The sequence below is a fragment of the Entomomonas sp. E7T21 genome (genome assembly GCF_058693955.1).
Map to the genome: position 1 here is coordinate 2,559,623 of NZ_CP191672.1, position 26,429 is coordinate 2,586,051.

At 35.3% G+C, this 26,429-nt stretch carries 28 protein-coding genes; 16 read left to right on the forward strand and 12 right to left on the reverse strand.

Annotation, left to right across the window (positions count from 1 at the left end; translation table 11 throughout):
* Complete coding sequence (locus ACQVD9_RS12075; protein ID WP_413774157.1) at window positions 1-1,923, reverse strand: potassium transporter Kup; 1,923 nt, start codon at window positions 1,921-1,923, stop codon at window positions 1-3.
* Window positions 1,924-2,384: 461 nt separating this feature from the next.
* Between ACQVD9_RS12075 and ACQVD9_RS12080 the strand changes: the two genes are divergently transcribed.
* Together ACQVD9_RS12080 and nudC are read left to right on the forward strand one after the other, a co-directional pair.
* Window positions 2,385-4,601, forward strand: coding sequence for a FimL-related protein (locus ACQVD9_RS12080; RefSeq protein WP_264746199.1), 2,217 nt, complete (start codon window positions 2,385-2,387; stop codon window positions 4,599-4,601).
* Window positions 4,586-5,425 (forward strand): NAD(+) diphosphatase, encoded by an 840-nt coding sequence (nudC, locus tag ACQVD9_RS12085; RefSeq protein WP_264746200.1) that lies wholly within the window; start codon window positions 4,586-4,588, stop codon window positions 5,423-5,425. The genes ACQVD9_RS12080 and nudC overlap by 16 nt, the downstream gene beginning before the upstream one ends.
* Here the strand turns inward: nudC and ACQVD9_RS12090 are convergent.
* Entirely contained in the window at window positions 5,393-6,169 is a 777-nt protein-coding gene (locus ACQVD9_RS12090; protein ID WP_264746201.1) for a TSUP family transporter, read from the reverse strand. The two genes, nudC and ACQVD9_RS12090, sit on opposite strands and share 33 nt — an antisense overlap.
* A 16-nt stretch (window positions 6,170-6,185) precedes the next feature.
* A complete protein-coding gene (locus tag ACQVD9_RS12095) occupies window positions 6,186-6,497 on the reverse strand; it encodes an SCP2 sterol-binding domain-containing protein (protein WP_264746202.1) in 312 nt (103 codons plus the stop codon).
* Between the two features lie 179 nt (window positions 6,498-6,676).
* Here ACQVD9_RS12095 and sohB point away from each other — a divergent pair, with 179 nt between their 5' ends.
* Window positions 6,677-7,705 (forward strand): protease SohB, encoded by a 1,029-nt coding sequence (gene sohB, locus ACQVD9_RS12100; protein WP_264746203.1) that lies wholly within the window; start codon window positions 6,677-6,679, stop codon window positions 7,703-7,705.
* A gap of 42 nt (window positions 7,706-7,747) precedes the next feature.
* Here the strand turns inward: sohB and ACQVD9_RS12105 are convergent, their stop codons facing one another.
* Complete coding sequence (locus ACQVD9_RS12105) at window positions 7,748-8,614, reverse strand: alpha/beta fold hydrolase (protein WP_264746204.1); 867 nt, start codon at window positions 8,612-8,614, stop codon at window positions 7,748-7,750.
* Window positions 8,615-8,769: 155 nt separating this feature from the next.
* Here ACQVD9_RS12105 and ACQVD9_RS12110 point away from each other — a divergent pair, with 155 nt between their 5' ends.
* The 3 genes from ACQVD9_RS12110 (at window position 8,770) to ACQVD9_RS12120 (ending at window position 10,861) form a co-directional block, all read left to right on the forward strand.
* Window positions 8,770-9,366: an IMPACT family protein gene (locus ACQVD9_RS12110; protein ID WP_264746205.1), complete on the forward strand. Its 597-nt coding sequence runs from the start codon at window positions 8,770-8,772 to the stop codon at window positions 9,364-9,366.
* 76 nt (window positions 9,367-9,442) lie between these two features.
* Window positions 9,443-9,916: a hypothetical protein gene (locus tag ACQVD9_RS12115; protein WP_264746206.1), complete on the forward strand. Its 474-nt coding sequence runs from the start codon at window positions 9,443-9,445 to the stop codon at window positions 9,914-9,916.
* A gap of 51 nt (window positions 9,917-9,967) precedes the next feature.
* On the forward strand, window positions 9,968-10,861 hold the full coding sequence (locus ACQVD9_RS12120; protein WP_264746207.1) for a toxin-antitoxin system YwqK family antitoxin: 894 nt from the start codon (window positions 9,968-9,970) through the stop codon (window positions 10,859-10,861).
* Between the two features lie 53 nt (window positions 10,862-10,914).
* On the opposite strand, the gene ACQVD9_RS12125 is transcribed toward ACQVD9_RS12120, so the two are convergent.
* A complete protein-coding gene (locus ACQVD9_RS12125; protein WP_264746208.1) occupies window positions 10,915-12,054 on the reverse strand; it encodes a PilT/PilU family type 4a pilus ATPase in 1,140 nt (379 codons plus the stop codon).
* Between the two features lie 65 nt (window positions 12,055-12,119).
* Window positions 12,120-13,136 (reverse strand): type IV pilus twitching motility protein PilT, encoded by a 1,017-nt coding sequence (locus tag ACQVD9_RS12130; protein WP_264746209.1) that lies wholly within the window; start codon window positions 13,134-13,136, stop codon window positions 12,120-12,122.
* 109 nt (window positions 13,137-13,245) lie between these two features.
* Between ACQVD9_RS12130 and ACQVD9_RS12135 the strand changes: the two genes are divergently transcribed.
* From ACQVD9_RS12135 to ACQVD9_RS12180, 10 genes are all read left to right on the forward strand, one after another.
* On the forward strand, window positions 13,246-13,941 hold the full coding sequence (locus tag ACQVD9_RS12135) for a YggS family pyridoxal phosphate-dependent enzyme (protein WP_264746210.1): 696 nt from the start codon (window positions 13,246-13,248) through the stop codon (window positions 13,939-13,941).
* An 85-nt stretch (window positions 13,942-14,026) separates the two neighbouring features.
* The gene (locus ACQVD9_RS12140; protein WP_264746211.1) at window positions 14,027-14,578 is read left to right on the forward strand and encodes a YggT family protein; all 552 of its coding nucleotides are present in this window, start codon (window positions 14,027-14,029) and stop codon (window positions 14,576-14,578) included.
* 42 nt (window positions 14,579-14,620) lie between these two features.
* On the forward strand, window positions 14,621-15,763 hold the full coding sequence (gene metX / locus ACQVD9_RS12145; RefSeq protein WP_264746212.1) for a homoserine O-succinyltransferase MetX: 1,143 nt from the start codon (window positions 14,621-14,623) through the stop codon (window positions 15,761-15,763).
* 10 nt (window positions 15,764-15,773) lie between these two features.
* Window positions 15,774-16,370 carry a methionine biosynthesis protein MetW gene (gene metW / locus ACQVD9_RS12150; RefSeq protein WP_264746213.1) on the forward strand — a complete coding sequence of 199 codons (597 nt, stop codon included), beginning with the start codon at window positions 15,774-15,776 and terminating at the stop codon, window positions 16,368-16,370.
* Window positions 16,371-16,389: 19 nt separating this feature from the next.
* The gene (rdgB, locus tag ACQVD9_RS12155) at window positions 16,390-16,983 is read left to right on the forward strand and encodes an RdgB/HAM1 family non-canonical purine NTP pyrophosphatase (protein ID WP_264746214.1); all 594 of its coding nucleotides are present in this window, start codon (window positions 16,390-16,392) and stop codon (window positions 16,981-16,983) included.
* Window positions 16,983-18,134: a radical SAM family heme chaperone HemW gene (gene hemW, locus ACQVD9_RS12160; RefSeq protein WP_264746215.1), complete on the forward strand. Its 1,152-nt coding sequence runs from the start codon at window positions 16,983-16,985 to the stop codon at window positions 18,132-18,134. Before rdgB ends, hemW begins: the two co-directional genes overlap by 1 nt.
* Before the next feature lie 3 nt (window positions 18,135-18,137).
* Window positions 18,138-18,461: a DUF3392 domain-containing protein gene (locus tag ACQVD9_RS12165; protein WP_264746216.1), complete on the forward strand. Its 324-nt coding sequence runs from the start codon at window positions 18,138-18,140 to the stop codon at window positions 18,459-18,461.
* Window positions 18,462-18,582: 121 nt separating this feature from the next.
* Entirely contained in the window at window positions 18,583-18,795 is a 213-nt protein-coding gene (gene rpmE / locus ACQVD9_RS12170; protein WP_201094783.1) for a 50S ribosomal protein L31, read from the forward strand.
* Window positions 18,796-18,902: 107 nt separating this feature from the next.
* On the forward strand, window positions 18,903-20,105 hold the full coding sequence (locus ACQVD9_RS12175; protein WP_264746217.1) for an aspartate aminotransferase family protein: 1,203 nt from the start codon (window positions 18,903-18,905) through the stop codon (window positions 20,103-20,105).
* Window positions 20,106-20,130: 25 nt separating this feature from the next.
* Window positions 20,131-20,433, forward strand: a complete 303-nt coding sequence (locus ACQVD9_RS12180) for a topoisomerase II (protein WP_264746218.1) — start codon at window positions 20,131-20,133, stop codon at window positions 20,431-20,433.
* 204 nt (window positions 20,434-20,637) lie between these two features.
* Here the strand turns inward: ACQVD9_RS12180 and ACQVD9_RS12185 are convergent, their stop codons facing one another.
* From ACQVD9_RS12185 to ACQVD9_RS12210, 6 genes are all read right to left on the reverse strand, one after another.
* The gene (locus tag ACQVD9_RS12185) at window positions 20,638-21,336 is read right to left on the reverse strand and encodes a hypothetical protein (RefSeq protein ID WP_264746219.1); all 699 of its coding nucleotides are present in this window, start codon (window positions 21,334-21,336) and stop codon (window positions 20,638-20,640) included.
* Window positions 21,337-21,419: 83 nt separating this feature from the next.
* Window positions 21,420-21,923 (reverse strand): hypothetical protein, encoded by a 504-nt coding sequence (locus ACQVD9_RS12190; RefSeq protein ID WP_264746220.1) that lies wholly within the window; start codon window positions 21,921-21,923, stop codon window positions 21,420-21,422.
* A 164-nt stretch (window positions 21,924-22,087) separates the two neighbouring features.
* Window positions 22,088-23,014, reverse strand: a complete 927-nt coding sequence (locus ACQVD9_RS12195) for a hypothetical protein (protein ID WP_264746221.1) — start codon at window positions 23,012-23,014, stop codon at window positions 22,088-22,090.
* A gap of 287 nt (window positions 23,015-23,301) precedes the next feature.
* Window positions 23,302-24,207: a hypothetical protein gene (locus ACQVD9_RS12200; RefSeq protein ID WP_264746222.1), complete on the reverse strand. Its 906-nt coding sequence runs from the start codon at window positions 24,205-24,207 to the stop codon at window positions 23,302-23,304.
* 147 nt (window positions 24,208-24,354) lie between these two features.
* Complete coding sequence (locus ACQVD9_RS12205; protein WP_264746223.1) at window positions 24,355-25,284, reverse strand: toxin-antitoxin system YwqK family antitoxin; 930 nt, start codon at window positions 25,282-25,284, stop codon at window positions 24,355-24,357.
* Between the two features lie 161 nt (window positions 25,285-25,445).
* Complete coding sequence (locus ACQVD9_RS12210; protein ID WP_264746224.1) at window positions 25,446-26,429, reverse strand: alpha-L-glutamate ligase-like protein; 984 nt, start codon at window positions 26,427-26,429, stop codon at window positions 25,446-25,448.

Genomic DNA, 26,429 nt, shown 5'->3' on the forward strand with positions numbered 1-26,429 from the left:
TTATATTTCCACTTGTGTACCAAGTTCAATCACACGGTTCATTGGTAAATTAAAATAACGCAAACTTGCACTCGCATTCTTCATCATAAATGAAAACAATGCTTGACGCCAACGTACCATGCCCATTTTAGATGGAATAATAGTTTCTCGAGTTAAATAATAAGTGGTTGTCATATTACTAAAATTTAACTCATTTAAGTGACAAAGCTGTAATGCTTTAGGAATATCCGGCTCCTCCATAAAGCCATAATGCAATACCACTCGATAAAATCCTTCACCAAATATTTCAACTTCAAAACGTCTATTTGCATGAACTCTTGGAAAATTATCAACAATTACTGTTAATAAAACAATTTGCTCATGTAAAATCTGATTATGAATTAAATTTAATAATAACGAGTTAGGAACCACATCTAATCTTGATGTTAAAAACACTCCTGTACCTTGTATACGATGAGGTGGTTCTATTCGTATACTAGAAATAAAAGCAGGTAATGGTAAGCTATTTTCCTCCAAGCTTTTTGTCAATAATGCACGGCCTCTCTTCCAAGTACTCATAATAATAAATAACACAATACCTACAATAATAGGGAACTCCCCACCATGCAGCACTTTAGGTAAGTTAGCGGCAAAATAGAGTGAATCAACAATAAAGAAGGCTAATAATAAGGGAATAGCCATCCATAACGGCCATCTCCAAAGCAATAAAACAACACTGGAAACCAACAATGTAGTAATAATCATTGTGCCTGTTACAGCTATACCATAGGCTGAAGCCAATGCAGAAGATGAACCAAAGCCAATAATCAACAATACTACCCCAACCATTAGTGACCAATTAATAAAAGGGATATAAATTTGCCCTTTCTCATCACTAGATGTATGACGAATTAACATATTAGGAATATAACCTAATTGAATAGCCTGCTGTGTTAGGGAAAATGCCCCAGAAATAACAGCTTGTGAAGCGATCACCGTGGCTAAGGTAGCAATCGTAATTAAAGGCATTAAAGCCCACTCAGGTGCTAATAAGAAAAAGGGATTATGCTTAACACTTGGGTCTAATAAAATCATTGCACCTTGACCAAAATAATTAAGCACCAAGGCTGGAAACACAAAGAAAAACCAAGCACGTGAAATAGGTGCTCGACCAAAATGTCCCATATCAGCATATAACGCTTCAGCCCCTGTTAACGCTAAAACTACAGCGCTTAAAATAAGAAAACCTACTGCTTTATGATAGTAAATAAACTCTACAGCTCGCATTGGGTTTAGCGCTTTCAATACAATAGGGTTATGTGTAATGCCATAAATACCTAATACAGCCAAGGTTAAAAACCATAACATCATAATAGGTCCAAAAAGCCTCCCTATATGTGCTGTACCAAACCGTTGAAACAAAAATAAAACTATCAGAATAACAACAGCCAAAGGCACAATAAAATGATCTAACTCTTGAAAAGAAGGTATCAGCATTAACCCCTCTACTGCTGAAAGAACAGATACAGAGGGTGTAATCATACTATCCCCATAAAAAAGTCCAGCACCGAATAATCCTAATAAGACTATTATTTTACGCAGTTTTGGATAATTCTCAGTAGCCGTTTGAGCCAAGGCGATTAATGACATTGTCCCGCCCTCACCCTCGTTATCAGCTCTTAAAATAAAAATCACATATTTAATGGAAACAACCCATGCTAAAGACCAGAAAATAAGCGACAAAACACCAAGTACACCTGTTTCATTGGTAGTAATACCACCAATATGAAATACCTCTTTTAATGTATACAGTGGACTAGTACCAATATCACCATAGACAACGCCCATAGCACCTATCAATAATGCACAAGTTACCTTTTTTGATTTTTCGTTAACATTATCTGATAAATCCTGACTTTCTGTTTGTTGTGTTGTGTCAACCATAATAAATAATACTCAGCATTAAATGCGTTTAGTTTAAAACCTGTTATACAAGTAATAGAAATTAATAATTAATATATACCTCTAGTTATTTAAATAGTTCCATTTTCAGAATCTTTTATTTATTAAACTCTATTGATATTCCTCATAAAATAGCTAATTAGCTAGATTAACCGACAGATTAGATATTTACTAATGGAGTAGGTATAATGTACTTTAATAGCATTATTAACCTATGTAACATACAATGACTTTGATAGCATAACGAATTAATGTGTTTTGTTAGAATAAGATGTAAGGATGTATTGTTATAGTAACGGTTAGCAGCTAAACCATTAATGATGCAATGGAAGGCATTTGAGTAATAATTCCATATGAATTGATTATATATAAAATACCTTATACATTTACATTACGACATTTTTTATGTGTTTACCCCCATTTAATTATGTAGGCAAGTTTCAATGACTGATTTGGCAACACCCCCAGCTCCAAAACAAATGAAGACAATCATAACTCTTCTTAATTTAGTTAAGAGTGAATTATTCATCACCATTGACCATGCTGAACGTTGTTTAGAAATGTTTATTTCTGAACGTCAGAGTAATGCTTCTCTACAACAATTTATCCAAGCCTTACAACAAATCCGTGGTTCATTAACATTAATTGAGATTTCTGGCGCTACAGCATTAACTGACCTTATGTTAGAGCGTACACTGTCTATTCCAACAGAAGCTGATGCGCAGTGGGATAATACATTAAGCACATTAAGTACTGCTATTTTTACTTTACGCCGTTATTTAGAAAACTTTGAAAATTATCCTTATCCTTTACCAGAACTTTTACTTCCCGTTATCAATGAGTTACGACTAACGGATAAAAAACCTCCATTATCTGATAGCTATTTTGCTGATATCTCTATTATACAGCCACCACTACCTAACTCCTTGCCAGAAGCTGTTGATTTACCTCTTTTTGGTCGATTACGCCAAATGTATCAAATTGGCTTATTAGGCTTAATTAAAGACGAAAATAGAGAAGCAAGCTTACGTATGATGTCCAGATCTATGGACAGATTACAAAAACACCTTAATGATGAAAATGCTGCAAGACTTTGCTGGGTAACCTCTGCCGCAATAGAATCCTTCACTGATTCAAGAATGACAGCTTACCCTACCCGTAAAAAACTATTTAGTCGTGTAGACCAACAGCTACGTAAAGCTCAAATAAACCATGAACCTATTAATGAGTCATTATTAAAAGATCTTCTATACATAGTATCTTTAGATAATGCCTTTGGTATAAAGGCATTAACTGTATTTGGTGCATTTAATTTAGCTCCTCTACCTTATAATAATAAAGTATTAGAAGCTGAAATGAACAAACTGGCAGGTCCTAGTCAAAGTGCTATTTGTTCTTTTACTGCGGCTGTAAGAGAAGAACTCGTACAAACTCAATACTCAATAGATGCATTTACTAGCCATAGTGCAGACCATCAAACACTTACTGAATCCTTACTAAACAACTTAGAACACCTTATTAAAACACTTTCGCTGGTGGGCCTACAATCAGCTGAAACCATGTTAAAAGAACAAATAGGCATATTAGAACTAAATAAAAATGAAACTAGCCTAGGCTCTAATATCTTAGATAAATTAGCCGATGTTATATTGCATGTAGAAGGCATTATTCTAAATTATGAAACAAATGCCTCCTGTAATGATAATGAAAAATCGATGGCCAGCAATACAGAAGCTGTAGAAGACACAATCAACCAATATCTTAAACAAGGTCGTTCACTGGCTATTCAAGAGTCTCTAACAGGTATTGGAACAGCTCAACAAAATATTATGGGTTATGTTGAATCCAAAGGTGATAAACAATATCTAGAAAAAATGCCACAAACCTTAAATGAAATCTATGGTTGTTTACTCTTTCTTAACCAAGAAAGAGCTGCAAAAATTATTCGCCAATGTAACTACTACATTAATACACAAATGCTAAATACAGATACCTTACCTGATACTAAACAACTTGATAACTTAGCTGATATTTTTGCTAGTCTTGAGTTCTTTATGGAAACAGGTACCTTAAATACAAATGTTGTAGCTGATAACAAGGTATTAGACTTAGCAGAAGAAAGTTTAGCAACACTTAATGTACCTGATATTGAAATTCCTACAGCTCCGATTGCACCGGCTGTTACAGCTAAAAAAGCTGAAACAATTCCAACATTAGATACGCTAATACCTGAAGCTAAACCTCATAACAATAGTAAACCTGCTATGTTATTTGCAGATGTCTATGACGAAACGTCACCAAATAATAATTCTGTAACTCTACAAGAGCCAAAAGACTTAGATTTTAATCTTGATGACTTTGCTTCCTTTAATACAGATTTTAAAACTGCTGAAGAAGAACAGAAAACAGCTACTATAGTTACGGATATTAAAGAACCTGCAGAGCCAACACCTACTCCTGCCCTTGAGACTACCAAAGTAGTAGTAGAAAAAACACATACAGATATACCTGCACCATCCAAATTATCACTAGAGCCCCTTGCTACACCTGATACAGATGAAGAAGAAAAGCCTGAGATAAAACCTCAACCTATTAAAAAGGTAGAGAGTGATGACGATGATATTAAGTTTACAAGGCCTGAAAATTGGACTCTTTCGTAAAAGCTAATATTCCATTACAACCAACTCAAAAGAACTTATTATTGGTTTATGCAAATAACCAGTTTTTGTGTACAGACCAATATCAAGTTCTTTTTGTTTTAGATGATCTATTCTCCACTATCAACCAAGTTGATCATCAGATAATTAGCTTAGGTTTATGGAATAATACACCTGTTCATCTTGTTATCTTAGACAATCAGTATCCATTGCTTGCCAATACACATTGGCAAGCACTACGTCCACTCATGCTACAAATAGATTCTATTTCTTTTAAATTATTGGGTTATGCTGCTCAATTAGCTACATGGGCCATTGATTATAAATTCTGTGGTCGTTGTGGTAGTAGAATGCAACACAACAGTAAACAGCATCATATGTATTGCCCCTCATGCAACAATACAGTTTATCCACGACTCAATCCTTGCATGATTATTCTTATTACTAAAGGCAGTGAAATATTACTGGCTCGCTCACCACGTTTTGCTAACAATATGTATAGCACTTTAGCTGGTTTTGTGGAAGCTGGAGAGTCAGTTGAAGACTGTGTCCATCGTGAAGTCCATGAAGAAGTAGGCATTACTATTAATAATTTACGTTATATTGGTAGTCAAAATTGGCCTTACCCATACTCTTTAATGTTAGGCTTTCATGCGGATTATGCTGCTGGAGAAGTAACACCTCAACCTGAGGAGATTGAAGATGCTCAATGGTTTTCTATCAAAAATCTCCCTGAACTCCCCCCCAAACAAGCCATTTCAAGGTATTTAATAGATCTTTATATCTCTGAAAAACTAGCTACCACCAAACCAGCCTTTCCAAACTAAACGGATAGTAATGGCCATTACCACACAAATAAAAATAGGTCTAATTAGCTTAGAGCCTCCCTTAATTGCGCTGTTAGCACCTAGATAAGCCCCCATCATTAACGCAAGCCCCATACAAAGCCCTAATAACCAAGCTACTTGGTTGTAAGCAATAAATACTGCCAATGCCATACCATTACTGACAAAATTCATGGTTCTTGCAACACCACTGGCTCTTAATAAATCAACAGGATACATAAGCAATGTACTCACCATCCAAAAAGCGCCTGTACCTGGCCCTGCAATCCCATCATAAAATCCTAGTGTAAATCCCTGTGGCCATTGTCTAGGCTTCTGGATAACTGCATTGTCAGACATTGTTTTGTTAGGTGTTTTTGAAAATAGGAAATATAGACCACAGCTAAAGACAATAATAGGTAAGAATTTTTCTAAAAAACTGGCTGATAAACTATGTGCAATAACTGCACCTATTACAGCACCTATTGCTGTGGCTATTAAGCTAGGCCACCAAAGCTTAGGTAAAAATAATTTCTTTCGATAATAGGCAAAGCTAGCTGTGGCTGAACCAAAAGTAGCACTTAACTTATTAGTCCCTAATACTAAATGAGGAGGCACCCCTGCTGTTAATAATGCAGGCACTGTAATTAACCCACCACCGCCAGCAATTGCGTCAATAAAACCTGCAATAAAAGCAACAACAGATAATATTAATAGCAACTCAGGACTAAGAGAAAAAGGATCCAAATATACCTCAACTTATCTATATAGAAAATAATTGGCTTAATTGCATTGCTAATAATGGGTTACCATCAATTTTTAATTTACCTGTCATTAATGCCATCATTGCATTTAACTCTTTATTTAACATCGCCTTAAAATCTTGCTTATCCATGCTCAAAGTAACATCAGCATTATCTACTATGCCTTCAACAATATCACAGGTGCCATCTTTTACTTTCAAGCTATAATTTTGATAACCCTCAATCATAAACTGAAAAGTTAAATCTTTTCCTTGAGCAGCTTCTGGGTTAAATTTTGATTTTAATTGTTCAATAATTTCATCAGCACTCATTAAAAAACTCCTTTCACCATTATTGGAACTTAAAAAAAGTGATTAGTTTACATCAGATAATAATTTTTTCATTAAATTATCTTTTAAACTAAACAATTAGCATACCTATCCTTTTTTAAAATCTGTACAATGTGTGTTTTTACTAAATTAACAACTTTACTAATTCTGGGGAAAATACAGTGGCTTTTTTATTAGAATATGCTAGTTTCCTTTTAAAAACATTAACAATTGTTTTTGCTATTATTGCTGTGCTTATATTTATTGTTAGCTTAAAAAGTCGTAAACATGAAGCTCAAAAAGGACAATTACAAATTCAAAAAGTTAATGAGCATTTTGATAGACTTCATGACCAACTTGAAGAAGCTATCTTAGATAAAGATGCTCTTAAAAAACTCAAAAAAGAAAAAGCAAAACAGCAAAAAGCTAAGAAAAGTAAAGAAAAAGCAACAAAACCCAGAGTTTTTGTTTTGGACTTTATAGGCGATATCAAAGCTTCTGCTGTTGAAAGCTTACGCCAAGAAATAAGTGCTATATTGACTATTGCGACCCCGGCAGATGAAGTAGTAATCCGTTTAGAAAGTCCTGGAGGTATGGTACATGGCTATGGTTTAGCAGCCTCTCAACTGTCTAGAATTCGTGAAGCTAATATCCCATTAATCATCTGTGTGGATAAAGTAGCGGCTAGTGGTGGTTATATGATGGCTTGTATAGGTAACCGTATTTATTCTGCACCTTTTGCCATTTTAGGTTCTATTGGTGTTGTAGCACAAATACCTAATGCTCATAAGCTATTGAAAAAACATGATATTGATTATGAAGTGATGACAGCAGGTGAATATAAACGTACCATGACTGTTTTTGGTGAAAATACGGCCAAAGGTCGCGAGAAATTCCAAGAAGACTTGGAAATAACTCATCAACTTTTTAAAAGCTTTGTAGCAACCAATCGTCCACATCTCAATATTGATGAGATAGCGACAGGTGAAACATGGTTAGGAACTGCTGCCTTAGAAAAACAATTAGTTGATAGTATTGTTACTAGCGATCAATACCTAATGGATAAAGCTAAACAAGCAGATCTTTATGCTGTTCATTATGTTATCAAGAAAGGCTTACAAGAAAAAATAGGTTTTGGTGCAGCTGCTACTGTTGACCATATATTAACAAAAACTGCAGACCATCTTAACCAATTACGCTTTTGGCGTTGATTGATAGGCATGAAAGTGAGTTATAAACTCACTTTCATAACTTTAATAAACTAAAAAATCATTAAAACAATCAGCCACTTCTTGTGCAGATTGCTCATTATCTAAATGCAAGTGGTGACCACCTTCTAATATATCCACTTTACAATTATCTAATTGTGACAAACGTTGCATAAAAGGCTTATTATCAATTAATAATCCCTGTTTAGCTAAAATTAAATTTGTAGGACAAACTATTTGTTCAGCATAAGACCATGCGGCCTCCTCCGTTAAAGGAAAAGGTGAAGGAATCATTAACTGACTATCAGAACGCCAACTATAACCTCCCTCAACAGCCTTTACACCTCTCTCCATTAGTAAACTAGCAGCTTCATAACTAATAGGTACTAATCCCTTTTGGCGCTTTTTAATCATACTATCTAAAGAATCATACACTTTCACTGTTTGTTGCTGAGCAAGTGATTTAGCAAAGCCTAACATAGCCTGTTGTAACTGCTGAGGAAATTCCGTAGGTTGCTTAGAGTAAGCGACCAAACCATCTATTAGCATTAACTGTTTAATCAGATCTGGACGGATAGCTGCAATCATTACCGAAATAATTGCTCCCAAAGAATGCCCTAACAATGAACATCTCTGCCAACCTAGTTTATGAATAACTGCCACTGTACTAAACACTGCTTCCCATAATTGATAGCCTGTACCAGCAGGTTTATGTTGTGAAAAACCATGCCCCATTAGATCTATAGCTATAATACGCATTCCTTGTAATTTAGGGTTTAAACGTACAAAGCTCATGGCATTGTCTAACCAACCATGTAATGCTAAAACAGGTTCTCCTTGAGGGTCTCCATATTCCAAACCTGCGAGTTCAATATGAGGTAATTGAATTCGTACTTCCTTTGCATCAAACATCTTTTACTACTACTCCTACAAATACTTATGATCAAAGTTGCTACTAAGATCATTATCTTCCCTAATATTATTACTTATTCCAGTAGCATCTACTAGCGATTAGTTGATATTATTAAGAATCATCTTTTAAAACATGAAACAATTCACTTTTTCTTATGGCTTTTACTTTATCAGAACCCTTTCAACTTATAGAAGAAATAAAAAAAAGTCGCTTTCTTGTACAAGTAGCTCCTGTAAATACTATTGAACAAGCTTCTGAGTTTATTGAAAAAGTTAGTGATCTAACAGCAACACATAATTGTTGGGCATGGAAAATAGCTCAAAACTATCGCTTTAACGATGATGGTGAGCCTTCTGGTACCGCAGGTAGACCTATACTAACAGCAATAGAAGGCCAGCAATGCGATTATGTAATAGCCATTGTTACTCGTTGGTTTGGTGGTATTAAACTGGGTACAGGTGGGCTTGCTAGGGCTTATGGTGGGAGTGTTGCTCGTTGTTTACAACAGGCCCCTCTTATCGAGCTAATTCCTCGTATTCTATGTCAACTCAACTGCTACTATAGTGAATGGCCTTTATTAGAAAATAGATTAAATAATCTAGAGGCTATCATTGAGCAACAAAACTTTGAGGCAGAGGGAGTATCTTTATTATTAGCATTACCTAAACAGAATATATCTACACTCCAACAATTATTAAATGATTTAACTAAAGGGCGAGTTCAAGCTAATATTCTTCATAATAACAACTAACTAGCTTCTCCATACCTTATAACAACAGATGAATAGACGGATTAACCCTATACAAACGCTATTTTCTTAGTACAATATGCAACATATTTCTATAAACAATAGACTATTTCTTTATGCTAATACGCTTATTATTTATTTAATGACCTTTTCAGTAGTGGCATTAGCTGATGAGGGCACTTCGCAATCAAGCTTCCCCCCTCCCTACACCACTGATACAACTATTACTGGGCAATATTATTTTGCCTATGAACATTTTATTAAAGATGTTTATATTACTACCCCTATTAATGGTAAATTCTATTTTAAAATTTTTAGTGCTCAAACCCCTACTCATGCTGCAATGACTGTACAGTATTATAATGAAGTAGATGGTGTTGCTACATTTAATCCACAAGGTGTTGGTGTTTACTCTAGCCCTCACCAAAACTGTAATCTTTATTTTTTCTTTAAACCACCAAAACTTGTTATAGAGCAAGAAAAAGCTTGTGGAATGCCAGCAGAATTCGGCATAGAGGCTAGAGGAATTTATATACAACTAGAATCTTTTTAATACAAATAACGAAAGGAATATATTGTCAAAATAAATAAAGGAAGTATTAGAATGAAAAACTGGGCAGTTTTTACTACTATTATTCTATGCGGTATGGCAGTTATAGGATATTCAAAAGACCTTACAATTAACGATAACCCGCTATTATCTTCATCACAACGCACGATATACTTTTTTGATAAAGATTGGCAACCTGTAATAGCACCTACTCAAGATGGCTATTATAGAAAAATTTTAGCAGTTAATAACATGGGGATTACTGTACAAGATTTTTACCAAAATTCTAATCAAAAACAGTCTGATCCTTTTACATTTAATCGGCCTACTGATTTAGTAGAAGGCCTGCCTAAAAGTATTCAAGGCGACTTAACGCTTTGGTACGAAAATGGTCAAAAAAACATGGAAGCTTATTATAAGGACGGTCAAAAAGATGGTTTACTAACCAGTTGGCATAGTAATGGCCAAAAAGAACTTGAACAATATTATATTAATGGCAAAGAAAACGGTTATGCTGTTTACTGGAATGAATCTGGCAAAAAAACTTTAGAGATTTACTTTATCGAAGGTAATTTTGAAACCGTTTCATATTGGGAAGAAGGCAAGAAAGTTGCTGAAAAACACTATAAAAAAGGTAAAAGAGAAGGTATCAGTACCTATTGGGATAAATATGGTAATAAACATGCTATAGAAACTTATCAAAATGATAAACTACATGGTCCTCATGTTACCTACTATCCAAACCAACATAAACAAAGTGAGTTTATGTATAACAATAATACACCCACTGAAATTACCTTATGGCACAAAAACAATCAAAAAGCAGCATACTTAAAAAGAAATGCTAAAAATATCAATTGTAGTATTTGGGATGATCAAGGTTCTGTTATTTATACAGGCAATAACAATGAAAGATGTACATCAACCATTCGTAATATGATTGAGTAAACATCTTAACTTAATAAAAAATAGCCCATATTTGGGCTATTTTTTATTAGTGATCAAATATCATCCTCTTCATCATCATAGTCTTTTAGTTTGACTCCTGATAATTCACTTGAAGAAGCTTTAACACTTTTCTCTGAGTTTAATTTAATCATCAAACGTAAATCGTTCACAGAGTCTGCACAAGCTAAAGCAGATTCATAAGAGATGAAGCCTCTTTCAAATAGATCAAATAAAGCTTGGTCAAAGGTTTGCATCCCCAACTCAACAGAACGTGACATAATACCTTTTAACTCGGTTACCTGACCTGTACGAATCATATCAGATACAAGTGGCGTACCTAATAATACTTCAACGGCAGCTTGCCGTCCCACACCACTTTTATTAGGAATTAATTGCTGCGCTACAATAGCTCGTAAATTTAATGATAAATCTAACCATACTTGTGAATGACGTTCAGTTGGGAAAAAGCTGATAATACGATCTAATGCTTGGTTAGCATTATTAGCATGCAAGGTTGCTAAACATAAGTGGCCTGTTTCAGCAAACGCCAACGCATACTCCATGGTTTGGCGAGTACGTACCTCACCAATCATGATCACATCAGGAGCCTGGCGTAAGGTATTTTTAAGAGCGACTTCAAATGACTCAGTATCAAGCCCAACTTCCCGTTGAGTTACAATACAGTTCTTATGATTAAACAAATATTCAATGGGGTCTTCAATTGAAATAATATGCCCTGTCGAATGGGTATTGCGATAATCCACCATAGCTGCTAGTGAGGTAGATTTACCTGCCCCTGTTGCCCCTACGAACAATACTAAGCCACGTTTTACCATGGCTAAGTCTTTAATAATTTTAGGTAATGCTAACTGTTCCAGACTAGGAATCTCTGTAACAATCCGGCGTAATACCATGCCCACTTGATTACGCTGAATATAAGCACTCACCCTAAAACGCCCAATTCCAGGATAACTAACAGCGAAGTTACACTCCTGTGTAGAAGCAAACTCTTTTTGTTGGCGTTCAGTCATTAATAACCTAGCCAACTCTTTCATTCTATCGCCGTTCAGTTTATCCACAGGTAATGGAGCTAACTTACCATCAACTTTTATACAGGGCGGAACACCCACTGTCAAAAATAAGTCAGAGGCTTTTTTATCCACCATTAACTGTAATAATTTCTCAAACTCCATCACACTACCTACACAAAAAAAAATACATATAAACGTTCAAAAAAATATATTCTAATAATTATTAATTAATCTGCTTTCTTTAAATAAATCCTTTCAATAAGGCCTTTTTCTACTAGAAGCCTTAAACTAGAATCCATCGTTTTCATACCTACCTGCGCTCCAGTTTGAATAGAAGAATTCATCTGTGCTACTTTATCTTCACGAATTAAGTTTCTAATAGCCGGTGTACCAATCATAATTTCATGAGCAGCTACTCGACCACCGCCAATCTTTTTAATTAACTTCTGTGAAACTACTGCTTGTAATGACTCAGAAAGCATTGAGCGAATCATTGACTTTTCAGCTGCTGGGAATACATCAATAATACGGTCAATAGTTTTTGCTGCTGAACTGGTATGTAATGTACCAAATACCAAGTGACCTGTTTCTGCCGCAGTTAATGCCAAACGAATAGTTTCCAAGTCACGCATTTCACCTACGAGGATAATATCCGGGTCTTCACGCAATGCACTACGTAATGCCTCATTAAACCCTAAGGTATCTCTATGAACTTCACGCTGGTTTACAAGGCATTTTTTAGACTCATGAACAAACTCAATTGGGTCCTCAATGGTTAAAATATGCTCATAGCGTGTTGCATTCACATAATCCACCATCGCTGCTAGTGTGGTTGATTTACCAGAACCTGTAGGACCTGTAACCAGCACTAAACCGCGCTCATTATTACAAATCTTCTCAAATACATCACCCATCCCTAATTCTGTCATTGTTAACACTTTAGAAGGAATGGTACGAAATACTGCTGCAGCCCCACGATTTTGATTAAAAGCATTTACCCGAAAACGGGCTAAACCTGGAACTTCAACAGAAAAGTCCGTCTCCAAGTTTTCTTCATACTCCTTACGTTGCCTATCATTCATAATATCGTAAACAAGGCTATGAACTTGCTTATGATCTAAAGGTGGAAGGTTTATACGGCGTACATCCCCATCCACACGAATCATTGGTGGCAATCCTGCAGATAAATGTAAGTCCGATGCTTTGTGCTCTGCGCTAAACGCTAGTAATTCAGTGATTTCCATAAATGCTTTAAACCTCCAAATAAAATCAATTAATCCGTGAAAGCATGTTAAAATTGTTTATAAATATATCATACCTTGACTATATTACACATTGATTTACAGGTTATAAATGTCAGAAATAAGTAAAAACATTGATTTTATTCAGCAACGTATCATTCAAACTGCTAGTATTGCAAAGCGTGACCCAAAGCAAATACATTTACTCGCTGTTAGTAAAACCAAACCTGCTATGGCTATTCGAGAAGCTTTTCAATGTGGCATTACCAATTTTGGTGAAAATTACTTGCAAGAAGCCTTACAAAAGCAGTCAGAGTTAATTAGTTTACCATTAATCTGGCATTTTATTGGGCCAATCCAATCCAATAAAACTAAAGATATTGCTGAGAGTTTTCAATGGGTTCACTCTGTTGATCGCCTTAAAATTGCTGAACGATTAAACAATCAACGTCCCTTAGCACTTCCACCACTACAAATATGTATCCAAGTAAATATTAGTGGTGAACAAAGTAAGTCTGGTTGCAATCCAGCTGAACTTAAAGTACTGGTAGAAGCTATTAATAAAATGCCTAGGCTGCAACTAAAAGGACTTATGACTATTCCTGAGCCAACCGAAGACCAACAAGCACAACATCTAGCCTTCGCCACTTTACGAAAATTAAAGGATGATATTAATCAACAACTTAACTTATCTCTAGATACACTTTCCATGGGCATGAGTCATGATCTCGAAGCTGCGATTGCTGAAGGTGCCACATGGCTACGAATAGGTACAGCTATTTTTGGTGAAAGGAATTATAAAGTTTAACAATAGGCTAGTTTCATTACTCGCTATTTTCCCTTAAAATTAATGCTTTGCTTAAAGCACACACTGAAATACTAGGTAGATTCAAGTGACAGGTTCAAATATTTTATTAATGATTATTGCTTTACTAGGAAAGATTTATATTTCCATCATTCTGTTACGCTTTTTACTACAGATGGCACGTGCTGATTTTTATAATCCCATCAGCCAATTCATAGTAAAAGTAACTCACCCCTTATTAAAACCAATGAGAAAAATAATTCCTAGTATTGGCAGACAAGATTTTGCTTCAATTATTCTAGCTTATTTAGTACAGCTAATTATTATTGTCATACTACTTTTGCTACAAGGCCAAAATGTTCTCCTAGCTTTTGTTAATATACTTATTGTTTCATTTATTGCTTTACTCGATACATTTGTATATTTACTATTCTTAATTTTTATTGGTAATGCCATCTTGTCATGGATTGCACCAGACAGTAGAGCACCTGCGGCTATATTAATTAAGCAAATTAGTAACTTTGTATTGGCTCCTTTACGTCGTATCATTCCACCCATTGGAATTATCGATATCACACCAATGATTGCACTGATACTACTGTTTTTTATCAGTAACTTTATTGCACAACTAATAGCCTAACAATTAACATTTGGTTATTTTTTACTTAATAAGGAATTATCAATGACAACTAATTTTGCTAAGGACTCTGTTGGGCTAGTCACACCACAGATTATGTCATTTGATAAGCCTTTAAAATTAGCTTGTGGTAAAGAGTTGACTGCTGGTTATCAAATTATTTATGAAACCTATGGTAAATTAAATGAACAACATAGTAATGCTATCTTAATTTGCCATGCACTTTCAGGCCATCACCATGCAGCAGGTTATCATACAGAAGATGAAAAAAAACCGGGTTGGTGGGATAACTATATAGGCCCCAACAAACCAATCGATACCAATAAATTCTTTGTAGTTAGTATTAATAACTTAGGTGGTTGCAATGGCTCTACTGGTCCCTCCAGTATCAATCCAGCAACCAATAAACCCTATGGTTCAACCTTCCCTATTGTTACTGTAGAAGACTGGGTAAATAGTCAAGCCAGACTAGCGGACAAATTAGGTATCGTACAATGGGCAGCAGTTGTAGGTGGCAGTCTAGGCGGAATGCAAGCCATGCAGTGGGCTATTAGCTACCCAGATCGACTTCGCCATTGTGTGGCTATCGCTGCTGCACCCAAGCTATCAGCTCAAAACATTGCCTTTAATGAAGTGGCTAGACAAGCCATCTTATCTGACCCTGATTTTTTGGATGGTAACTTCCAAGAACAAGGTATTATCCCTAAACGTGGCTTAATGTTAGCACGTATGGTAGGACATATTACCTACCTATCTGATGATGCGATGGGGCAAAAGTTTGGTCGTGATTTAAAACATGAAAAACTAAACTATGATTTCCATAATGTAGAATTCCAAGTAGAAAGTTATCTTCGTTATCAAGGTGAAGAATTCTCTGGTCGTTTTGATGCCAATACCTATTTACTGATGACTAAAGCCCTTGATTACTTTGACCCAGCAGCTAAACACAATGGTGATCTTGCTGCTACCTTTGCTCATGTAAAAGCTAATTTCTTCTTAATTTCGTTTACTACTGATTGGCGCTTCTCCCCTGCTCGCTCAAAAGAAATAGTTGACGCACTGGTTACCGCAGGAAAAAATGTAAGCTATTTAGACATCGATGCACCACAAGGTCATGATGCTTTCTTAATGCCCATTGCAAGGTATCAAGAAGCCTTTACAACCTATATGCAACGTATTGTTATTTAAGGTGAATATAATGCGTGCTGATTTAGAAATTATCCAAGAATGGATTCCTAATAATAGTAGAATATTAGACTTAGGCTGTGGTGATGGTGAACTACTATCCTATTTAACAAAACATAAGGCAGTGAGTGGTTATGGTTTAGAAATTGACTCTACCAATATCAACCAATGCCTACAAAAAGGTGTTAATGTTATTCAACAAAACCTTGATGAAGGACTCGCCAACTTTGCCACCCAAAGTTTTGATGTCGTAATCATGACTCAAGCAATTCAGGTACTTAACTACCCTGATAAACTCTTGCAAGAAATGCTACGGGTAGGGAAAACCTGTATTATCACCTTCCCTAATTTTGGTCATTGGCGTTGTCGTCTTTACCTTAGCTTAAAAGGTAAAATGCCAGTATCAGAATTTTTACCCTATACATGGTATAACACACCTAATATTCACTTTTGCACCTTCAAAGATTTTGAAAATTTAACCAAGCAACTAGGGGCAAAAGTATTACAGCGATTAGCAGTTAATAGCCAACATCATGATACGATGTTAACCCGTTTATGGCCAAACCTTATGAGTGAAATTGGCATTTACCAATTAACATCCAATAGTTAGTAAATAGATAGAGAACACAATGACTAATCACCAAAAGCTAGTATTAGCCAGTCACAACCAAGGTAAACTAAAAGAACTACAAAAAATGCTGGGCGAACACTTTGAAATTCACTCTGTAGCTGAGTTTTCATCCATTGAACCTGAAGAAACTGGGTTAAGCTTTGTTGAAAATGCTATTTTAAAAGCCCGTCATGCAGCCAAAGTATCAGGATTGCCCGCCCTAGCTGATGACTCAGGACTTGCAGTAGATATTCTACAAGGCGCTCCTGGTATTTACTCAGCACGCTATGCAGGCAATGCGGGTGACCAAGCAAACAATGCTAAATTACTCAATGAACTAAAAGACGTTCCAGAAGATCAACGCACTGCTCAATTTATTTGCGCATTAGCTTTAGTTCGTCATGAAAATGATCCAATGCCCATTATTTGTGAAGGCATTTGGCAAGGTACTATCTTATTCGAAGCAAGAGGTACTAATGGTTTTGGCTATGACCCTTTATTTTGGGTAGCAGAGCAACAATGTTCTAGCGCTGAACTATCGCCTGAATTAAAAAATCAACTTAGTCACCGAGCTAAGGCTATGGCATTATTAAAACAGCGTTTAACTATTTAATGAGCCAGGCTATAACTCTACCGCCACTATCACTCTATATCCATATCCCTTGGTGTGTGCGTAAATGTCCCTATTGTGACTTCAACTCACATGCCACAAAAGGTGAGTTACCAGAACAAGAATATATAACGGCGTTATTAGCAGACCTTGCTTTAGAAGTGGATGCAGCTCAACAGCGCCCTATTCAATCTATTTTTATAGGTGGCGGTACTCCTAGCCTATTTTCTGCTGATAGCTTTGAATTACTACTGAATGGTATCGCCAAACAACTTACCTTAGCTCAAGATATAGAAATCACCTTAGAAGCAAATCCTGGTACAGCAGAACAACAAAAATTTGCTAATTACTTTAGTCTTGGAATTAATCGTTTATCTATTGGTGTGCAAAGCTTTCATAGCACCCAACTACAAGCTCTAGGGCGTATCCATTCGGCACAAGAAGCGATAAAAGCGGTTGAAATGGCTCATCAAGCTGGCTTTACTCGCTTAAATCTCGACTTAATGCATGGTTTACCTGAACAAACACCTGAACAGGCTATTGCTGATTTACAACAAGCCATTGCTTTACAGCCTGATCATCTCTCTTGGTATCAATTAACCATCGAGCCTAATACTGCTTATTGGTCACATCCCCCTGTATTGCCAGAGGATGAAGCATTATGGGCTATCCAAGAGCAAGGGCAATCACTATTAGCAGAGAACGGTTTTCAACAATACGAAGTTTCCGCCTATGCTAAATCAACTAACGCTCAAGCCAAACATAACCTTAACTATTGGACTTTTGGTGATTTTATAGGTATAGGTGCAGGTGCGCATGGCAAACTAACCCAACTAGATGGCACTATTTACCGTAATTGGAAAACCCGTGTACCTAAAGACTATCTAGCGTCTAATAAACCTTCTCAAGCAGGCGAACGACGGCTAACGAATGAAGAACTACCTGTAGAATTTATGATGAATGCATTACGCCTTAAAGAAGGTGTACCTAGCCACTTTTTTACAGAACGTACTTACCTACCACTAGCCACTATTGATAAAATTTGCCAACAAGCAATACAAACTGGTTTATTAGCGGCTAACAATGAACGTTTAGTAGCTACCCCTCAAGGTTTTCTTTTCTTAAACAACTTATTGGAATATTTTTTAGATTAAATTATGGATACACTACTTGATTTTATTGTCACCCTTTCCCGTTGGTGTGATCGTCATCTAGATCAAATATCACTCGCCCTTGTTGCAGTACTACTGGTACTATTTGGGCTTAGTCTAGGCAAATACATCCAACGCTTAATTGGTACTATGAATATAGTATTCAGGGTTATTATTCTAGCTATCGTTTATATGGTAGTGTTTGGTCTTATTATTAACTATGTACCAGGACTCGTTAAACAACTACTAAGCTACTTGAATTATTACAGTTTATTCCCCATATTATTACTTATTATGGTGTTTATTGGCATGATTGCAGATAAGCGTTAACGCTTAAAAGCAACTTGCAGTTACTGCGTTTTCTGGTATAATACGCCACAATTTTCTGTGCGGTACCTAGTTTTTGTTAATACTAATTAAGTGGCGGCACGCTTACACTGAGGAAACTTAAATGAGACCTGATATCCATCCAAAATACGAAGCTATCAAAGCTACTTGTAGCTGTGGTAATGTTATTGAAACTGCTTCAACTTTATGCAAAGACATCACTATTGACGTATGCTCTGCTTGCCATCCTTTCTACACTGGCAAACAAAAAGTATTAGACACTGGTGGTCGTATTGATCGTTTCAAACAACGTTTTGGTGGTTTCGGTAAGAAATAAGCAATTCATTGTTCGAATCTCAAAAAGGCGTCTTACCAAAGACGCCTTTTTTGTTTTAATTCAGTGCTATAATTTGCCAGCTAATTTTTCTGCTAGGAGCATTTACCATGTCTACTGTAAGTCGTACTGATTTTGATCGTTATATCGTTCCTGTTTATTCTCCAGCTAGCTTTATTCCTGTTAAAGGGCAAGGTTCTAAAGTATGGGATCAGGAAGGACGAGAATATATAGACTTTACAGGTGGTATTGCAGTGAATGTACTAGGTCATGCCCACCCTGCTCTTGTTGAAGCCTTAACCGAACAAGCCCATAAACTTTGGCATGTTTCCAATATCTTTACTAATGAGCCTGCACTACAACTGGCTAAAAAACTAACTGAAGCTACCTTTGCTGATCGTGCATTCTTCTCCAACTCTGGTGCAGAAGCCAATGAAGCAGCACTTAAACTAGCCCGTCGATATGCCTATGATAACTTTGGTGAAGATAAATATGAAATTATCTCCACCCTTAATAGCTTTCATGGTCGCACCTACTTCACTGTAAGCACCGGTGGCCAAGCCAAATACTCCAGTGGCTTTGGCCCTAAAATTGAAGGCATTAAACATGTAGCTTATAATGATTTAGCCGCAATGGAAGCCGCTATTTCTGATAAAACCTGTGCGGTAATTCTTGAACCTATTCAAGGTGAAAGTGGTGTTTTACCAGCAGATCAAGCTTATTTAGAAGGTGTTAGAAAGCTTTGTGATAAACACAATGCCTTACTAATCTTTGATGAAGTACAAACAGGTATGGGACGCACTGGCAAGCTATTTGCCTATATGCATTACAATGTAATTCCCGATATTTTAACCAATGCTAAATGTTTAGGTGGCGGCTTCCCTATTGGCGCTATGCTTACCAAAGAACATATAGCTAAAAGTTTTTCAGTAGGCGTACATGGTACAACCTATGGTGGTAATCCATTAGCCTGTGCTGTCGCTAACAAAGTAGTTGATATTGTAAACACTACTGAAGTATTAAATGGCGTAGAAATCCGTCGTGCCCTATTCCAACAAGAGTTAGAACGTATTGGTAAACAATACAATATCTTCTCGCTAGTACGTGGCAAAGGCTTATTAATTGGTTGTGTACTTACTCCAGAATGGAAAGAACGTACTAAAGAAATTATACAAGCGGCTGAGCAACAGGGCTTAATGCTATTACAAGCAGGCCCAGAAGTTATTCGCCTAGCCCCTAGCCTAATTATTGAAGAAGCCGATATTAAAGAAGGCTTAAAACGCTTTGAACAAGCTATCCAAAAGTTAGCTTAACTATTATTTATTAAGAGAATAGATTATGAACGAAACAATTGAATTACTACTAGAAGACGCTGATGGCAATACCCAAAAAACCAACTGTGGCCGCTTTGCTATTATTCTAAATGGCAAAGAACTTTGGGTACAAAATATTGGCGGCCAATTATTTATTGGTACTGATGTAGCCGAAGATGATACAGAATTTACCAACCTAGTACTACGCCCTATGGCTACTAATCTAGTTAGCTTACAACTAGAACTAGAAGCTATGGAAGAAGGTGCAGCATTAGCAGAAGATGACGACTGCTGTGGACATGGTGGCTGTGGTTGTAATGGGCATTGATTTTATCTATGCCTAGTTAAATATTCAACTAGGCATAACTTTATTAGTAGTCATTTTTACAGCATTTTTTACATAATAACATTTCTTACTAATTATTATATCTACACAAAAAACTTCACTTAATTTAAGAGTATGCTTAAAAAAGGTTTAAGTGTTAACTAAAAAAGAATATGTTATTAAAAAGCAATTTTCCAATTTTACCCACTATTTGTAACTCTTCTGAAAACCATACATATCAATAATCTTAGATTTAGTATATGGTAAATTAGTCATTTCTCCAGTATTAAAGTCTAGTGTCCTATAATCTCCATCTTTAGCAAGACAATCAATATCTAATTGGTAAGCCTCGTAAAATTTTTTAATTGACTCTAATGATTTTTTATTAAATGAGGTAAAAGCACATTCACCAGCAAATATATTTGAAAAAGTTTTAGTAAAATAGCTATCATATGCAGGCACACACCCCCAAATACCTAACATAATTTTAGTAATAAGAGTAACTTTTTTACGATTATCTAATTTTATTTTTTTAGCAATTTGATTATATAAAGAAATTAAAAACTCTATATTTTCATCTGTGAATTCTGGAACATCAATGGTCCAGTATACTTTATCCATCTCATCTATATACTCTATTAGTCCTTTAAAAATAGAAGCACTATTTTGTAGTAAGTAACTAGAACCACGATACATACCCCAACTTGCTAAATAGAATCCTAAAACATTACAGCTATATTCCATATCATCAGAAAAAGATTTTTTAGCTTTTGTTTGTTTTAGTTGAAAATAATTAAAGCAATAATCGGAAGATGCATATCTATGGCAAGGATTATCTTTACGCAAGTCATTATATTTTTTTACTACATATATAAAATCTTTATCCTTTAATTTTGTATTAGACATTTTTTATATTCCATTTTAGTGAGATTATTAAAATCATTATATTATGTTTATCATCTAGTTAGAGATAGCTTTTTATCTAAATACTAACCTATATTAAAAGAAAACTTGTTGCTATCTTCTTTAGTTCTATAATCTATTTTCTTTAATACTCCTTCAAAATGGTTATCTAACACAGGTTTAACCATAATCATAGGAACATCCATTATTGCAAAGTTTTCTAGGAAAGCTTCTAGACTATCAAATAAGTTTTCACCATCTGTTTGTAATAATGCCAATAAACACTTTCTTTTTGCTCTTATTTTTGGGGTTTTATAAGCTAAACCGTCTGAAAGTTTTTGTGCCAACAGTTGCATAACAGGGGTTAGTTCTAGAGCCTCATATAACCAGTATTCTTTAGCAGTTAACATAGCTATTTTTTCTAAAGAAGAAAACTCGCCTTTAATTAATACTAATAAATCAAACTCACAAGCAACGGTTACACGATCTATTTTCTGTTGCTCAAAAATAGGTGTACCATCATTGTGGTAGCAATGTTTTGTTAACTGTTGATAACACTCTGTTAGATACTCTGCTAACGTTTTTGCCATAATAACCTCCTGTTTTATATAGTCATAGTGGCTAGTTTACCCTAATCCTTAACTTTATTAACAGTTATAAGACTAAAATAGATCAAGAAACTATGCTCCTCTTATTTTGGCAATTATTTTTAGTTATAATTAGTGAGTAGTTTTTATTTCTATAGTTGTTAAAACTAATTTTTGGATTTGCTTTTTTGTTTAGCCTCTCGCTGTTTTACTTTACGAGTCTCTGCACCTTTATTGCGACTACGCTGCCATTCTAACCAAAATACTAATTCATTGAGTTCCATTAGTTTCATTTGTTCAATAAACTTATTACGCCAATTACTCGCTGTTTTTTTCATGATCATGGTAGGTAGTGTATCCATAATTTGATAATTGCTTTTACCTTGGCAAAGCCCCTTCGCAAAAGGCAACCAAAGGTCTATATGGGTAAGCTTATCAATTGGTGTGTCTTTAAAAACACTAAAACTTTTTCGGCAACGGCTACATTCAAAATAGGGTCTACTTTTATTTTGAGAAAGCTTACCAAGATGCCCTCCAACAAAAGCTCGCTGTTTAATGAACTTACCACAAATTGGGCAATTTGCTGTTTGTTGTTCTATACGTGTTTTTAACCACTTCAAGAAAGTTGCACGTTCTTTTGCTACTTGATCAGTCACCTTTCTATCTTTAAATTCATGATGAGGTTTCCACCATTGATACAGTGCAGGAAATAAATCTTCCATCATCTGGTAGAGTTTTCTTTCACGTATCTGGCAAGCATTTTCAGAAATATTTAATAATCTGCTGAGTTTCTGAAATGATAAACCTGATAAACGGTATATAACAAAATCTGGCCATAATTCCATATGGCTCATATGCGCAAAATAGCTACCTGTTAATTGACTAAAATTCCTTTCACAACGATTACAATTAAAACGCGGCTGCCCTGCTGCATTAATATCTGTAGCCTGACGAAATGAATGATAACCACAATAGGGACATTGACTGGGAGTTTGGTATGGAAAATACCTAACATAATCAACTAATGCATCAGCATCCTTATGTAACGTTTCTGGAATAATTTTATAGTAATCCGGTATTTTCTTTTTTATCACTATTAATCCTTATTTTTTAGTAACAGACCAATATCATAATAAATGATCATTATTATAGTGCATAAAACTCATACTTAAAAATCAAACACTAATAATTAACTATTTTTATAACAACTACTACAAAGTTATTAAGGATATATATACCTGTTTCCCTACAGACTGCAGAGTAATAATCCATTATTAATACGGCATTATTTAGATAAATACTATAAGAATATCTTTTAAGATATAGCCTATAGAAGGATTATATTACTGTGAAAACAACAATATAATCTAAACTCACAAAATTACTTTTTTTTAAATGAATTTGACTTAGATATTTGTTTTGGCTCTGTCTTATTAGCTTTACCTCTAATAGCAGCTTGACGACGGCCCCATTGCCACTTTATCCAGTACACTAATTCATTCAGCCCCATTGTTTGCATTTGTTTAATAAAGCGTTTTCGCCAATTTAATGCGCAACTATGAGAAATATCTAATTGCTGTTGAATAGTTAAATTACTTTCACCTTTAACTAAGCACTCAACATAAGAATGCCATAACTCCATGTGATCTAATCGAAAAAGGGCTGTGTCTTTCAGCAAGTTAGTAGGTGTTTTACAACGATGGCATACAAAATAGGGGCGATGTTTGGATAACTCTACCCTTTTTACCCCTTTATTACCACATTCAGGACAATCAATCGTTTGCTGATAAACTAATTTATCTAAAAAACTGATAAATGTCTTTTTTTCCTCTTTCACTTGTTGAGTTAAACGACGATCTTGCCATTGATGATGTGGTAGCCACCATGCTGCCAAATTAGGGAAAAGATCTTTAATCATACGACGTAAAACTTTTTCCCGATTAGTTACCGCATGATTCGACATTCCCAATATGTCTTGTATCTTTATAAGAGACACACCTGCCAATCGTAAACAAATAAAATCAGGCCACAATTCTATTTGTTTCATTTGTGCAAAATAAGTACCTGTTAATTGGCTAAAATTCTTTTTACAACGATAGCAAACGAAACGTGGCTGACCTGCAGTATTAATATGGTTTGTCTGACGAAACGAATGATAGGCACAATAAGGACATTCTGTAGGAAACTGGTAAGGAAAATATCTTACATAATCTATTAATGCATCAGCTTCCTTATGTAGTGACTCAGGAATTACTTTATAATAATCCGATGTTTTCTTGCTTGCCAAAATAAACACCTATTTATCTAAATATCAAAATAAATAATCGTGCTAAAATCTATTTTTCCACCTTACAGCTTCTAGCACATAAAATTTTACTTATCTACATAGCTATACAATACAACAATAATTGACTAGTAACTAAAGATCATTAGGTTATTCACTTTCAGACTTTTTAAATACTTTTTCTGAAACTTTTTGACCTTTTTTATAAGTAATTTCTTTAGTTTTGTTATCATTGCCATCGTATTCTGTCCATATCCCTTCTTTTAATCCATTTTGATATTCACCTTCAGCTATCTTCCTACCTTCCTCAAAGAACCATTGCCATTTCCCTGTTGGAACATCATCCTGATATTCTCCCTGCCATGTCTTTTCACCTAACTGATCAGAAAAATGCCACACTCCTTGTTTCTTTCCTTGAGTATAATTACCTTCTTCAAGCTTTACTTTTGCTTGGTTATAAACTACAGATGCCCCATCTTTTATACCATCTGTATAAAAAACCTCACTGGTTAATGCTCCATCATCAAACCATGCGCGCCAAGGGCCTACTTGTTTGTTATCTGCATATAAGCCTTCTGACTTTAATTGACCATTTGCATACCACTCTGACCACAAACCATCAGGTACATTACCCTTGTAATAACGTTGATACATTTGCTGCCCATTAGGATACCATTTGATTGCTGGACCATCTATTTTACCATCCATAAAATTCAACTCTTCAATAGGATCACCTTCTTTCGTCCATAATCGAAAAGTCCTATAAATAGATAGAGAGCTATAATAACCACTATCCTTAACTACTGTAGTCGGTAATTTTGTTAATTGGTCAGCTCTAATTAAAGTAAATGGATTAGTCAGTTTAGTATCAAATCCTGAATAAAAATCTTGCACAACATAAAAGTTATCAGAGTTCTTACCCATAAATTTACGATAATACTCACTATTTTGAGCAATAATATCGCCTTCATTATAATTTACTATTGTAGTAGTTGAAGCATTGTTGTCTCCCCCATTTTGGAACATAACAATGCCACCAATAACTAAAATAGCAATAACAAGATAAATTATTTTGTTCATCGACAACAATCCATAATTGTGATTAATACATTAGTAAGTATAATCAACTCTTCACGATAATATACAGCATTATATCAAAAACACCCAAGCTATCTTATCCATTATTAGAAGTATCAACAATAGATAAAATAGCTTAGGTACTATAATCGTAGCTTAATAGACTATTTATTAAAATTGACTGCAAAATGCTCTTGGGAAAAACGCATTCTTTCCTCAGGCGCTTCAACACGTTGTTTTTTCTTTAAATCTGCTATATGTGCTTCAACAATCTTATTACGCATTGCTAAACCTGTGTCATTAGCAATTTGAATATTTAATCCTGGACGTGCATTAAGTTCTAGAATTAAAGGACCTTGATCTTTGTCTAATACCATATCAACGCCAATATAACCTAGCCCTGAAAGCTCATAACAGCGAGTGGCCAGACGCATAAAGTTATCCCAATCTGGTAACTGTACACCACTGACAAAGTTGTTTGTGTCAGGGTGTTTATCTATTTTCTCATTCAACCAAGTACCTTTTAAAGTGATACCACTGGCTAGATCTACTCCCACCCCTATTGCACCTTGGTGTAAATTAGCTTTACCACTTGATTGACGAGTAGGTAAACGTAACATTGCCATCACAGGATATCCCAATAAAACAATGATACGAATATCGGGTACACCCTCATAACTGATACTATTAAAAATAGAATCTGGTGTTACACGGTATTCAATAAGTGCACGATCTCTCATGCCACCCAGTGAATATAATCCAGTTAAAATACTAGAAATTTGATACTCAATTTCTGAATGAGAAATCATTCGCCCAGAAACAGTTTTAAATCTTTTTTCATCAAACTTATCCGCAATAACGATGATTCCATCACCACCAGCCCCTTGTGCTGGTTTGATAACAAAATCAGTACGGCCTGCTAAAATGGAATCTAGCTTACTAATATCGTGCTCTGTTTCAATAATGCCATAGAGTTCTGGCACATGAATACCTTCCTCAATAGCACGCATCTTAGTAATGATCTTATCATCAACCACAGGATAATATTTTCGCTTATTATACTTGAGAATATAATCACCATTACGCTGATTAATCCCCATAATACCGCGAGATTTTAGCTCCTTCCAAGTTTTCCACATAGATAACAT